Source organism: Lactobacillus corticis (assembly GCF_018327645.1).
In the GTDB taxonomy this organism is placed as follows: domain Bacteria; phylum Bacillota; class Bacilli; order Lactobacillales; family Lactobacillaceae; genus Lactobacillus; species Lactobacillus corticis.
On sequence record NZ_BMAY01000001.1, the window covers coordinates 188,239 to 201,973 of the forward strand.

Consider the following 13,735-nt stretch of genomic DNA (forward strand, 5'->3'; position numbering starts at 1 on the left):
GTTATAATAACCACCTTTTATTTTTAAATTGCTGCTTAAGTTGCAAACTCCACAAGTCAAAGCTCTGACCTTGTTACAACAAGATATTTTTAAATCACGCTTATTTGAAACCGCAAACAAAAAAGAATCGCATAGAGTTTTTGCTCTATACGATTCTCAGTGGTTACTCATCATCAACAGGACCTGATAATGAGACTTTTATTTTTATTAATGACGTCTACGCTTTCTGGTGTCTGCCAGTCCAAGAACAAAGGCTGCACCTGCAAGCAATAAGCCAGCAAGCGACGGCGTGCTCTTATGCTCTTCGCCAGTTTGTGGAAGAACTTTACTATTATCAGTCTTTTCTGCCGAAGTATTCTTTTGAGCAGAAGCATTCTTTTCAGGACCTACGTTTACATTGGATCCACCACGACGCTTATTCTTGTTTCCTTCTGGATTAGTATTGCCAGAATCTTCTCCCTTTCCATGTTTCTTTGGAGTTTCTGGTTTAGCTGGCTTTGTTTTCTTGTTGTAGACAACCAGCGTGTCTTCGCCAGGATTTTCTGGAGTTACCGTTGGCGTTTCTGGCTTGTAGCCAGGAATGGCAGGAACTGGTTCGTTCGGCGTTACCTTGGTTGGATCGTTTGGATCCGTTGGGTAAGTTGGTGTTGGCACGTTCGGAATCTTGTTGCCGTTTGGATCAACTGGAACAATCTTGCCGTTAGTCTTGTACGTTACTGTATCAGTTACGTTTGGATTTTCCGGCGTAGCGGTCAAACCACCAGCCACCTTCTTGTCAGCATGATACCCGTTTACTACAGGTACGGAAACGTTACCAAAGGTCTTTGACCCAGTCCAAGAAGTGGTTGAAATGGTCTTGCCAGTTACCTTGTCAATCGTAACGGTTCTAGTAAAGGCGTTCTTTTGAGTTTGAACGTTGTCGCTAGGATTCTTATCGCCGGCACCAGTGTAGTGAATTGTTTGGCTAGCATCCCGGGTAACGTCTGTTTGATCTTCAGTGTATTTTGGTCCATTTGGATCATTAGGATTGATTGATTCGCCTGGATTCTTAGGATTGTCTGGCGTTACCGTCGTAGTTCCGTGCTTCAGAACAACTTCATAAGTCTTGCCATTGTTGCTCTCAGCAAATTCTGAACCTGCCTTGCCAGTATAGCCGTCTGATACTAATTCATAACCCTTAGCTTCTAACGACTTGATAGTATCAGCAGTCGTGTAGGTGATCTTGTCGCCATATTTGCCTGACAAGTCCTTAGTATCAAGAACGGCATTGCTATTGTCTTGATCAAGGTAGACAACCTTGAATGAACTCTTTTCCTCAGTTGGCGTAGTTGGGTTCTTAGTATACGGAACATTGGTATCCTTGCCAGGGTCACTTGGTGTTACCGTTGGCGTTTCTGGAGTGTAGCCTGGAATATCAGGAACAGGTTCATCCGGAGTTACCTTGGTAGGATCGTTAGGATCAGTTGGATAAGTTGGATTTGGTACGTTTGGAATCTTGTTGCCGTTAGGATCGACTGGGACAATCTTGCCGTTAGCAGCATACGTTACCGTGTCTTCAACATTTGGATTTTCTGGCGTAGCGGTCAAACCACCAGCTACCTTCTTGTCTGCGTGGTATTCGTCAACAACTGGCGTATCAACTGAGCCAAAGGTCTTAGTACCAGTCCAAGGAGTCGTCGAAATGGTCTTACCCGTTACCTTGTCAACTGTCACAGTTCTGGTGAAGGCGTTCTTTTCAGTTTGAACGTTATCGCTAGGATTCTTTTCACCAGCGCCGGTGTAGTGAATGGTCTGCTTTGCATCCATAGTCACGTCCGTTTGGTCTTCAGTATACTTAGGGCCATTTGGATCATTAGGGTTGATTGGCGTGTTTGGATCCTTTGGATTATCCGGCGTTACCGTCGTTGTCCCGTGCTTTAGGTAAACATTAAAGGTTTGTAAAGTCTTGTCGTCATTATCATAAACATCCTTAGTCGGATATTCAGACTTGTCAAGGACATAACCATTATCCAGATAGCTTTGAAGCTTAGCGTTATATCCATCATAAGTAATGATGTCGCCAATCTTACCAGTTAATCCACCTGACGTGCCAATTTGAGTTGGTACTTTTTCGCCTTGAGCATTGGTGTAGTCTTCATCAATAAAGTTGACGATTGCTGCAGGACTTGCATAGTAGACAACCGGCGTATCTTTACCTGGGTCACTTGGTGTTACCGTTGGTACTTCCGGCGTGTGGCCAGGAATGTCAGGAACTGGTTCATCCGGAGTTACCTTAGTTGGGTCAGTTGGATCCGTTGGGTAAGTTGGAGTCGGTACGTCAGGAATCTTATTGCCATCAGGATCAACCGGAACAATCTTGCCGTTAGCAGCATACGTTACCGTATCCTCAACGTTTGGATTGTCTGGAGTAGCGGTCAAACCACCAGCTACCTTCTTGTCTGCGTGGTAATCTTCAACGACTGGCGTATCAACTGAGCCAAAGGTCTTAGTACCAGTCCAAGGTGTACTTGAAATAGTTTCGCCCGTTACCTTGTCAACTGTCACAGTTCTGGTGAAGGCGTTCTTTTGAGTTTGAACGTTATCGCTAGGATTCTTTTCGCCAGCACCGGTGTAATGAACAGTTTGACTAGCATCCCTAGTTACATCAGTTTGGTCATCCGTATACTTAGGACCATTTGGATCATTAGGATTAATTGGCGTATTCGGATCCTTTGGATTATCCGGAGTCACCGTAGTTGTACCGTGCTTAAATAAGACCAGGTAAGTCTTGCCATTGTTTGAGTCGCCAATTTCTGAACCGGCCTTGCCAGTATAGCCGTCCGAAACTAATTCATAACCCTTATCTTCCAAAGACTTGATCGTGTCAGCAGTCGTATAAGTAATCTTGTCACCGTATTTACCTGACAAGTCTTTAGTTTCTAGAACCGCATTATTGCTGTCTTGGTCAACGTACTTAACAGCTAGTGAACCATCTTTCTTGTTGTAGACTACCTGCGTGTCTTTGCCTGGGTTTTCTGGGGTTACCGTTGGTACTTCAGGCGTGTAACCAGGAATATCGGGCACTGGTTCGTCCGGCGTTACCTTGGTTGGGTCGTTCGGATCAGTTGGGTAAGTTGGGGTTGGTGCATCTGGAATCTTATTTCCATCAGGGTCTACCGGAACAATCTTGCCGTTAGCAGCATAAGTTACCGTATCTTCAACATTTGGATTGTCCACAGTTGCGGTCAAACCGCCGGCTACCTTCTTATCGGCGTGGTAACCGTCAACTACCGGAGTATCAGTAGTACTGTAAGTAAGCTCTTCGCCAGTTTCAGTCTTTCCGTTAATCGTGTAAGTCCATGGCGTTGATGAAATTGTCTTGCCGGTAACATTATCAACCGTGACGGTCCGATCAAATTCACCAGTCTGGACATCCTTAGCTGGAGTCTTGTCGCCAGCACCAGTGTAAGTAATGGTTTGAGTCGACGGAACCTTTACCTTGGTTTGGTCTTCGGTGTACTTAGGACTATCTGGATCGTTAGGGTTGATCGGCGTGTTCGGATCCTTTGGGTTATCTGGCGTTATCGTCGTTGTGCCATGCTTCAATACGACCAAGTAAGTCTTGCCGTTGTTTGAGTCGCTAATTTCTGAACCTGCTTTGCCAGTATAGCCATCAGAGACTAATTCATAACCCTTAGCTTCCAAAGACTTGATCGTGTCAGCTGTTGTATAAGTGATCTTGTCACCGTATTTGCCTGACAAGTCTTTACTCTCAAGAACCGCATTATCGTTGTCTTGGTCAACGTACTTAACGGTTAAAGCACCGTCCTTGCGGGTGTAGATTACCAAATCTTCGACAACCGGATTTTCATAGGTAGCCGTGCCCGCACCAGCTGAAGTTTTATCAGGAGTATAGTTTTCAACCGTTGGCGTGAGGACATCTTTGAAACTATAAGTTGTCCAACTGCTTTCAGGTTCATATGTCGGATTAGGTCCGTCTGTTGAAGTTTCGTTTAAAACCAGCGTCCGAGTTAAAGCATTATCAACAGTTGATACAGCCGTAGAGTCAGGTTTAGCACCATCAGCATAGTGATAAGTAATTTTCTGAGTAGCCGGCATACTTGCTTTGTACAGTAATACATAAAAAGAAGTACGGCGTCCGTCAATCATACCTGATGAATTTGGCGGCGTCACAAATGACGTGATTAAATTAGTTTCATCTGAATAATCGATGCCGAAAATTGTACCATTATTGGCCGGCGTGTATTGATCAAAATCAACTAATTTTCCATCAGTATTGACCTGAACAACTTTATACCCTTGTTTAGCCAAGGCTGCTATTTCGCTAGCAGTCGTATAATCTGATACGCTTCCTCGCTTGCCGGTAACACTATCTGTCTTGAGAATTTCTACTCCGGATTGATCGCTTTCCAGCCAGCCCTTCAAGTCGCCACCCGCATCATTTAAGGACTCTTTGGTAATACTGCTAATATCCGCATATATGACTTTAATAGTAGCAGTATCGTCTTTAATATAAACAACTTCCGTGTCCTTTGTCGGATCTGACGGTGTAACGGTTCCAGTATTGTAATTATTAACTTTTTTAATAGTTACATCTTTACTAGTTTGATCTTCAGCTGGTGCAAGACGGTAATCTTTGACAACCGAAGAAATCATTACATTAGATTCTACTTTGCTCGGATCGTAAAAATTGTTGAGGTATGGAAGCTTATCGCCAATTTGCTTTCCATCTTTATCTACTGGAACAATATTACCAACTTCTTGGTAGGTTAAGTGAACATTAGCTGTGTCAGGATCATATGGGTTTGGGAAGCTGTAGACATACCCAGTGGAAGGATCCGTATAACTTGCAGACTTACTTGCTCCTAAATTGTAGGTGCCCACCAGCTTATCATTCTCATATACCTTAACTTCAAAATCACCCTGGGTATTCTTAAGAGTATAAGTAGCATAAATGTTATTTCCGAAGTCGTCCTCTGAGAAGTGGCGGGTCCAAGTTTGGCCAACTTTATCTGGCGTGTATTCAGAGATAGTCCCATCACTATTTTCACCAACCAAGACATACCCTGGTACTACTGCCGGGGCATCCATCTGGATGGCTTTCCCGGCTAAGCCGGTAACTGTCGTTGAATACGGGTTTCGAGCCTGACTTCCATCTTGCTTTAAATAGTTAACTGTTACTGTGGCCGTGTTTAAAGTGGGAATAACTCCAGTAATACTATCCTGGTTATTCTTGGTGTTTTCATTGATTTTTTTCACCATCACTTGAATAAGCATAGTTTAGGTCGTTATGACCTACTGGCAAAGCAACTGTGTAGGTGTCGCCATAATTGTACAAGGTAACATTTCCATCAGATTGTTGCTTGCCCTTCTCCACTTCTAAGGGACCGCTAATTTGACCATTCTTTTCTGAAAAGATATATACAGTCCCTGCTTGAGAACCATCATTCATTACGGCACCATAATAAGTCGTGCCGCTTTCAGCATCATATATCCCTTTAAATACGTAGTAATCTTTGTATTGATCCGTATTAAATTCACTTGGATAGTCTTTTGGTAAAGCTACCGAAGCTGACGGGGCATATGTGTCAGGAGTTCGAATCAAAGGTTTATTTACTGCACTTGCCGTCGCCTGTTTGGTCTTGTCGCTTGTAGAAGCAGAACTTTGATCGGCTGAAGCACTGGATGAAGTTGAGCTTTCATCATTTACAGAACTTGTCTGCTCGCTTGATGAGGCTGAGCTTTCGCTTGCAGCTTCATTCGTCTTGTTACTTGTGGAAGCAGAACTTTCATCAGCTGAAGCACTGGATGAAGTTGAACTTTCATCATTTACCGAACTTGTCTGCTCGCTTGATGAAGTTGAGCTATTGCTAGTTGCTGCCGAATTGCTTGCCGATTCAGAACTTTCAGTTAAATCGGCATTACTACTGGTTTCACTTGTCTTTTGGGAGTTGGTTGTACTTGAAGTTGTCACAGCCGTTGCATCGGTTGCAGCATGCACTTCAGATACTGGAACTCCAGCACCTAATGCAATACTAAAGATGGTTGCTCCGATAAATACCGAAACAGCTTTACCAGACACTTTTCTGATCGAATAATGCCTTTGCTCTTTAGTGTTTATATGTTTATTCATTATAAACACTTTTCCTTTCAATCTACACTATTACCTTCAAAGTAATTAACATTTTTCCCATGGATGCATAACTAATTGCTAAGCATCCTAACGATTACATTGTAGCATTTATTTATATACATGATCATTTTAAGCATTTGAAAATTATGCAGTATTTCGCAAAAGATCCCATATTTATCGCTATTTACATTATGTAACCATTTAAGCATCTGATAAATTTATATTTTGTTTGAATAAACGAATAAGTGATATTATCAAACCTTTACAGTCGATAATGGTTTGAGCTTAATGATAAATAAGCTATTTTTAAATGATAATAATCACCTAATCGTTATGCTGTTTCAGTGAGAAATAGTGGTAGATCATTTTTTATAGCAGCAACATTTTTTTGCAAACAAAAAGCGCATTACAATCAATGATTGCAATACGCCATTTATTTTCTAGGGTAATATATAAAATATTGAAACGTTGAGATGAATTTGGGGAATAACGCTCAAAAATTGGGGTATATATTACTGCTAACTTCCTAAATTTATTGTAACACTTATTCAGTTCTTGCCAAGAAAAAATTACATGGTAAGTAAATATTTATCCTATGGAAGCCTTTACATGTATTAATAATGCTTATATCAAAATAATAATCACGCTTGGATAATCCCATGATTACAACATTTTTAGTTTGGATTTCAAACTTTATTGGCTTTCCTATTAAATAACAATCACGGAATTATATTTGTGAATCAATTACTAGTTTCTAATCTAATGATTAGTGCTAATTTTGCCAATGTTCAGCAATGAATTTTTGGCGCCCGGCAGCAAGTTCCGCTTGGTGACGCTCGGGGTGTTTTTTATAAAAGGCTTGATGATAATCCTCAGCAAGGTAAAAGGCTTGGGCTGGTTCAATCTGCGTGACAATCGGATCATCGAACCGGCCGCTTGCTGCCAAATCATGCTTGGAAGCTTCCGCAATTTGCCTTTGATAGTTGTCTTTAACAAAAATGACTGGTCGATAGTTGTCCCCGCGATCCTGAAATTGCCCCATCGCATCCGTTGGATCAGTTTGCCCCCAATAGATTTGGACTAGTTCAGGGTAGGAAACGATATTGGGATCAAAGGTAATTTTGACGGCTTCCGTGTGACCGGTTGTGCCGCTTTTTACTTGTTCATAAGTGGGATTAGGAACATGGCCGCCGGTATAGCCGGATTCTACTTTGATTATTCCCGGATAGGTGTCAAAAGGTTCAACCATGCACCAGAAACATCCCCCAGCAAAAATTGCCGTTTCTACTTGTTTACTCATTTTTATCCCTTACTTTCTACCGAAACTTGGCCAAGCAGCAACTTGGGCGCCCTTGTAAGTTTTTTGGATGGCTTTTTTAACTGCTGCTGTTTGATAGGCAGCAACGACTTTTTGCAAAACCTTATTGTCTTTATTCTTAGCTTGGGCGGCAATAATATTGACATATGGCTTAGAATCCTTATTAACCGGTTCAAGGAAAATGGCATCTTTTTTCGGCTTCAAACCAGCAGATACCGCGTAGTTGCCGTTAATAATTGCTGCATCAACCGAAGTTAGCGCCCGCGGAGTTTGCGCTGGGGCAACTTCTTTGAATTTTAAGTGATGCGGGTTGCTGGTAATATCCTTGAGGGTTGGCTTAATGCCAGTGTTAGCTTTAACTTTGATTAAACCAGCTGTCTGAAGCAGTCTTAGTGCCCGCCCAACCGTTGTTGGTTCGTTGGGAATGGCAATCGTTGCCCCATTTGGCAGCTGCTTAAGACTGCGATATTTCTTAGAATATAGTCCTAAAGGTTCAATTACCGTGTTGCCGATGCTGACTAAATGGGCATGCTGCGACTTATTGTAAGACTCGAAGTAGTACTTGGTAAGGCAAGCATGCAGGTCAATCTGACCATTTTTTAAAGCCTCATCTGGTTGGACATAATCATCAAAGATCACATATTTTAAGCGAATGCCTTCTTTTTGCAGCTTGCGTTTCACCACATTCCAGACTGGCTCGGAATCCGTTCCGACCAAGCCCAGTCGCACGGTCGTCACTTTCTCAGCCTGACTTTGCTGCGAGGCCCGTTGATAAATCAAGCCCCCAATGCCAGAAATAGCAATAATTGCCACGATTAACAAGATAATAAAGTTCCGTCTTTTCTTCTTCCGCATGGTTTTTGTCCTTTACAAATAAAAAAGTCCCTAGAAGCAACTTAATGCTTCTAGGGACGCTTACTTTCATCAATAAAGCGTGGTACCACCCTGCTTCAGCCCATCGGGCCCTCAAAGGTACTCCGCAGAATACCCCAACGTGCTAACGCTCGTTACGCGTGCTGCTTTTACTAACATAGCTCAAGCAGCCAATAGCTCCAAGACCATCTTCACTGCCTAATAAACCAGATCGGCTCGCACCTTCCCCGACTCTCTTAGCTGGAGTTCAGCAGTTACTCATCTTTTCTCAGCTAGTTTTAATTATGCTTAGAGTTTACAAAGAAAACTACCGTCTGTCAAGTTTATTTTTCAAATTTAAAGTAGTAGCAGCCAAAGGCTATCTGCGATTTTTTACTTGCCAATAGTCTTTAGTGCCCTAACGGACCTTGTTTAACTTTAATAAATTACCTTCTTAATTCAGAACTAATTATTGATCAAATATCGCACTAATGAACCTGGTGGCGCTGGTGGAAATTATAGTAAAAATTCAAACCAAAGGCACAGACGATTAAAACACAGGAAACCAGCATAATCTCGTGAATACCCTGGTGAAAAATTGCCCGCATTTGTGGCAGCAGCGCTTCAGGCAAGGCCTTGGCAGTTTTAGCATCGGATAGCTTGTTCATCATGCCCATGGTGATGTGCTTTTGCCCGCGGACGCCATTTTCCAAAGACAGGTTCATGATGACGCCATAGACAGCCGACATGACAGTTTGGGCCAGGATCCGAATCAAATAAGAGGTGGAAGTAGCCGTAGCCATGTTTTCTAAATTGGCATCCAGCTGCACCTTGACCTGCAAGCTGACAAAGATGAAGCCGACCCCAATGCCTGAAAAAGTACAAATTATGACTAGCCATGCTAGGGGCGTGTCTAGCCCAGCCAAAAACATCCCTAAGCTGGAAATCAGCATCGTCACTAGGCCCAAAAAGACAATCCAAAAAGTGGATAGCTTTTCTTGCAGTCCCGCAACTGATTGGCTCGCAATTATTTCAATCAGCGAATTAGGAATTAAAGCCATGCCCCCTAACAGTGCCGACATCCCTAATAAGGCTTGTGACCAAGTTGGCAGGTAGGTATTAACGGCAATAAAAGCCCCCCAGGAAAAAGCAAAAAGCAGAAAATCCCCATCCAAGGCACGATTTTGAAAAATTTCCAACGGGACAATTGGACTGGCGGCCGTTTTTTCGGCTCGGAAAAAGGCATATAGCAAGACCAAACTAATAGTGATGAGGACGATTACAATCCAGTTGGCGGCAATTCCCCAGAGCTGGATGCCCAACATGAAACTCAATAGACCCAAGACCAGGCTGATGCCCCCTTTAACATCAAGCTTGGCTTGGCTTTTAGGCATTTGTGGCCGGTAATAAACAGCACAAATGGCAATCGTAATCAACCCAATCGGGACGTTAATGAAAAACACCCAGTGCCAAGACAAGAGGTCAACCAGACTGCCTCCGATTAACGGCCCTAAAATGGCTGCCCCGTTAAAGCAAGCCGTTAACAATCCCAGGATCTGGGTCCGCTGCTTAATGTTGGGAATAATGTAACCCACGATAATATACGGCAAGGACCCCATCCCGCCGGCTCCCAGGCCCATTAACAAACGTGAAGCCAGAAAAAAGTAAATATTCGGAGCAATGCCTTGAAGAAAAGAACCAATTGCAAAGAGGCTGACGGCAATCATCATCGCCGTTTTATTGGTGAGCTTTTCGCCAATTTTAGTCCAAAGGGGAATTGAAATTGACATCCCCAATAAAAAGATCGCCACAATCCACCCCATGAACTTGATCCCATGCAGGGCCGAGACAATGGCCGGGATGGCGGTATTGACAATCGTCCCATCCAAACCGGACATGATGTTTGCCAACATTAAAGCTAGAATCGTAAAATTCAGCTGTTTTTTGGTCATCTTCATTCTTCCTTTCAAATTTACCTAGCCAAACAATAAAAAAGCTTTCTATCAGCCAAACGATAGAAAACTTTTTTGATAACTTTATTTATTATAGAAGCTTTTTTTGAAAATACCAGCCCTAGGCGACATGATTCAAAACATACATCATCAAAATGAATAATAAGAACAAAACCCAAACAATTGCATTGACTTCCTTGCGCCGCCCGGCAGCCGTCATCAAAATTGGATAAGTCAAAAAGCCAAAGGCAATCCCGTAGGAAATGTTATAAGTTAAAGGCATGCCGATAACTGTCAGGAAACTTGGAAAGGCAATTTCAAATTCATCCCAGTGGATTTCCCGCAGCGATGAAGCCATCAAAACCCCGACTACAATCAAGGCTGGAGCCGTAACATTGTCTGTTACCACGGTCAATAAAGGTGAAAACAGCATGCTGATCACAAACAATACCGCCGTTACGACCGCCGTTAAACCAGTCCGGCCACCCACGGCAATCCCGGCACTCGATTCAACATAGCAGGCTGTTGGCGTCGTACCCATGACTGAACCAGCTAGCATTGACAATGAGTCTGCCATTAAAGCTTGACCAATCCGTGGCATCTTGCCGTTTTTCATGATGCCGGCTTGCTGAGCAAGGCCAATTAAAGTACCAGCCGTATCAAAGAAGGCAACCATGAAGAAGATCAGGATGACCGCCCACATTTGCGGGTCGCTCAAGATATCCAAGTGACTAAAAGCAACGCCAAAAGTTGGCTTCATGGATGGGGCAACTGAAATTACCGAACTTGGCATCTTAATCAAGCCAGTTGCCAAACCTAAAATAGTTGTCGCTACCATCCCGATAAAGATGGCACCGGGAACCTTGCGAGCCATTAAAATAGCGATTAAAAAGACGCCGAAAATCGTCAGCCAGGTAGAAGGAACGTTCAAAGAACCAATTCCGACCAAGTTGGACTTGTTGGCAACTACCAAACCGCCCCCCTTAAGACCAATGAAGGCGATAAAGATCCCGATCCCGGCCGCCATGGCATACTTTAAATCTTGGGGAATGGCATCAATGACAATTTCCCGAACTTTAAACAAGGACATGATCGTAAAGACCACGGAAGCGACAAACACGCCGGCCATTGCCTTTTGCCAAGGAATCCCCATTGCTAAAACCACTGAATAAGTGAAAAAGGCATTGTCGCCCAACCCAGGAGCAATGGCAATTGGGTAGTTGGCTAAAAAGCCCATTAAAAGGCAGCCTAATATAGCTGACAAAGCCGTTGCCGTAAAGACTGCGCCCTTGTCCATCCCCGCTGCGCCTAAAACGCTAGGGTTTACAAACAAAATGTAGGCCATCGACACAAAAGTGGTCAGGCCAGCCAAACATTCGCGTTTTGCTGTTGTGTTGTTTTCTGACAGGTGGAAGGTCTTATCCATCCATCCGCTTGATGCTTGTTGAGTATTCACGATTTACCTCCAGATATGGTTAACTCGTTGTGTACTTAGTATCACACATTATTTACGAATATTCAACAAGAAATATCATAAAATTGTTTACATTACATTCTAAAAAGCACCAAAAAAGCACTCGTTTGAGTGCCTTTAAAAGTTTATTTATCACAAAAGCCAATTGCCATGTTCGGTTTTACCAAATCCAGCAGGGGCAAATCACGCGCCTTGATCTGATTGATGACCCCAATTCCACTAGCAGCTGGCCAAGTTTGCTTCATAATATCCAGTTCGCCTTGATATTCCAACATCTGGGCTTGATCAAGCGTCACTGCTCCTCGCTTTCGCTCATCTATCGGACCAGTTAAGTCCCACTGCTGGCTGCGTCCTTCGGCTAAGCGCACGCTGTCGCTAGCCAAATCCGGGCGCTGGTGCCAAATTTTCTGGGTTAATTCCGGCATCGCGTGCTCCAGGTGCAGTAAAAAACCGCCATGTTCTTTATAAAATTCAAATTGCTGCACGCTGCTTTCATCTAGCTGCCCATCTGCCACAAAGATTTCATCTGCCCCCAGCTTTGCTAATTCAAGCAGGGCTGCTAACGGGTTGCGTCCTCGGTCGCGCTCTAAAGTTGGCCTTCCTGCTTTGAAAGGTCCAGCCAATCGGCCTTCCCCAGCCACAAACGCCATTACCGGCAAATGGTTTTCTTTGAGCCAAGCAGCTTGGTGTTTGAACCACTCCGGATCAAGACCGGTCGCTGGCCGCGGATAATAATTGAACGAAGCCCGCAAATTAGCAAAATTGGCCTGGTAGCTGCTTAAGCCGCTTAAGTCTTCCGGGCGCAGCATGCTGGCATTTAAATATAATTCAAAATCCTTGGCTAAAGCCGCAATTTCTTGAGTGTTAAACCCGCTATCCAGGCGCAGGCCGCTGGCTCCCAGACTAGCTAAATCAGTCGCATTTAACGGATCAATATCAATTCGCAGGAGCGCTTTTTTGGAAACCTCACAATTTAGCTTCAGGCCTAAATCTTGACACCATTTACCTAATTCATGAAGTCGCTTGACTAAGACCGGGCTCGGCACGGTTGTTTCGATCGTGGTAAAAACTCCGCTAAAGTCAACGTTGCGCATTTTTAATAAATAATTGCGATCCTCAACGGTTAACTCCTGGTCTAAGTAAATTGAAATACCCTTCATGTCAATTTTTCCTCCGCCAACTAGTGTAGCGGTAAATACCAATGAAAAAAAGACTGGAAATTTTCTATAAAATGTGAGCCCTTACATTTGCTGGCGATAAGCTTCATATTCGGTTGCCTTAAAACAGACCAGATAAACATCCATGGGCCGTTTGGCTTCGGCAGTTAAAAATTCTCGGACGCTGGTCAGTGCAATCCGTGCTGCTTCCATGATGGGATAACCGTATACCCCTGCTGAAATGCAGGGAAAAGCAATGCTTGAATAGCCTTTTTCTTGAGCCAGCAGCAAGGCATGCCGATAGCAGTTGGTCAAATCAATCGCATCTTGCGCCTTGCCTTGATATACCGGTCCGACCGTATGAATAATCGCTTTAGCCGTCTTTAAATTAAAAGCTGGCGTGATTTTCGCTTCACCAGTTTCGCAGCCATGCAATTTTCGACAAGCTTCATCAAGCTTGGGACCAGCTGCCCGGTGAATCGCCCCGTCTACTCCAGCCCCGCCAATTAGGGCCTTGTTAGCCGCATTGACGATTGCATCTACATGCATGTCCACAACGTTGCCGATTAAAAGGTAAATATCGCTGGCACCGTGTTGTTCGACGCGCAAGCTCGATTGGGCGTAAGCCAAGTTCCATTTTCGCTCTTCCATCTTTTTTGCCTCCTTTAAGTATTTTCCTAACTAAATTTTACGCAGATTTTTCCTAAAGCCAAAGTTAAGTTTTTTAGTCATTATTGGTCTAGAGGTCCAGAGCAATAAAATTGGTATAGTCAAATAAAACGGCTGCTTTTTGCATTTGAAAGCGTATTCTTGTAATAATTTGTGTTTTGTCTATTGCTTTCTTTTTAA

8 protein-coding genes are annotated in these 13,735 nt (G+C 43.5%); all 8 read right to left on the minus strand.

From position 1 onward, the window contains the following. Positions 1-207: 207 nt before the first annotated feature. The 8 genes from KI210_RS00840 to KI210_RS00875 all read right to left on the minus strand — a co-directional run bounded on the left by KI210_RS00840 (position 208) and on the right by KI210_RS00875 (position 13,435). Positions 208-5,277, minus strand: a complete 5,070-nt coding sequence (locus KI210_RS00840; RefSeq protein ID WP_212779997.1) for a mucin-binding protein — start codon at positions 5,275-5,277, stop codon at positions 208-210. Continuing rightward, entirely contained in the window at positions 5,243-6,133 is an 891-nt protein-coding gene (locus KI210_RS00845; protein ID WP_212779998.1) for a YSIRK-type signal peptide-containing protein, read from the minus strand. The genes KI210_RS00840 and KI210_RS00845 overlap by 35 nt, the downstream gene beginning before the upstream one ends. Before the next feature lie 772 nt (positions 6,134-6,905). Continuing rightward, positions 6,906-7,433, minus strand: coding sequence for a peptide-methionine (S)-S-oxide reductase MsrA (gene msrA / locus KI210_RS00850; protein ID WP_212779999.1), 528 nt, complete (start codon positions 7,431-7,433; stop codon positions 6,906-6,908). Positions 7,434-7,442: 9 nt separating this feature from the next. Then, positions 7,443-8,306, minus strand: a complete 864-nt coding sequence (locus KI210_RS00855; protein ID WP_212780000.1) for a MetQ/NlpA family ABC transporter substrate-binding protein — start codon at positions 8,304-8,306, stop codon at positions 7,443-7,445. A 485-nt stretch (positions 8,307-8,791) separates the two neighbouring features. Continuing rightward, positions 8,792-10,255 (minus strand): MFS transporter, encoded by a 1,464-nt coding sequence (locus KI210_RS00860; protein ID WP_212780001.1) that lies wholly within the window; start codon positions 10,253-10,255, stop codon positions 8,792-8,794. A gap of 121 nt (positions 10,256-10,376) precedes the next feature. Further along, positions 10,377-11,681, minus strand: a complete 1,305-nt coding sequence (locus KI210_RS00865) for an NCS2 family permease (RefSeq protein ID WP_212780082.1) — start codon at positions 11,679-11,681, stop codon at positions 10,377-10,379. A 173-nt stretch (positions 11,682-11,854) separates the two neighbouring features. Continuing rightward, positions 11,855-12,889 (minus strand): MupG family TIM beta-alpha barrel fold protein, encoded by a 1,035-nt coding sequence (locus tag KI210_RS00870; RefSeq protein ID WP_212780002.1) that lies wholly within the window; start codon positions 12,887-12,889, stop codon positions 11,855-11,857. A gap of 81 nt (positions 12,890-12,970) precedes the next feature. Continuing rightward, a complete protein-coding gene (locus tag KI210_RS00875) occupies positions 12,971-13,435 on the minus strand; it encodes a macro domain-containing protein (protein ID WP_371870174.1) in 465 nt (154 codons plus the stop codon). Positions 13,436-13,735 lie beyond the last annotated feature (300 nt).

Bases quoted from the DNA above. Each gene is read 5' to 3' on its own strand.
- KI210_RS00840 (WP_212779997.1), bottom strand. From the start codon at position 5,277: ATGCTTATTCAAGTGATGGTGAAAAAAATCAATGAAAACACCAAGAAT.
- KI210_RS00845 (WP_212779998.1), bottom strand. From the start codon at position 6,133: ATGAATAAACATATAAACACTAAAGAGCAAAGGCATTATTCGATCAGA.
- msrA (WP_212779999.1), bottom strand. From the start codon at position 7,433: ATGAGTAAACAAGTAGAAACGGCAATTTTTGCTGGGGGATGTTTCTGG.
- KI210_RS00855 (WP_212780000.1), bottom strand. From the start codon at position 8,306: ATGCGGAAGAAGAAAAGACGGAACTTTATTATCTTGTTAATCGTGGCA.
- KI210_RS00860 (WP_212780001.1), bottom strand. From the start codon at position 10,255: ATGACCAAAAAACAGCTGAATTTTACGATTCTAGCTTTAATGTTGGCA.
- KI210_RS00865 (WP_212780082.1), bottom strand. From the start codon at position 11,681: ATGGATAAGACCTTCCACCTGTCAGAAAACAACACAACAGCAAAACGC.
- KI210_RS00870 (WP_212780002.1), bottom strand. From the start codon at position 12,889: ATGAAGGGTATTTCAATTTACTTAGACCAGGAGTTAACCGTTGAGGAT.
- KI210_RS00875 (WP_371870174.1), bottom strand. From the start codon at position 13,435: ATGCATGTAGATGCAATCGTCAATGCGGCTAACAAGGCCCTAATTGGC.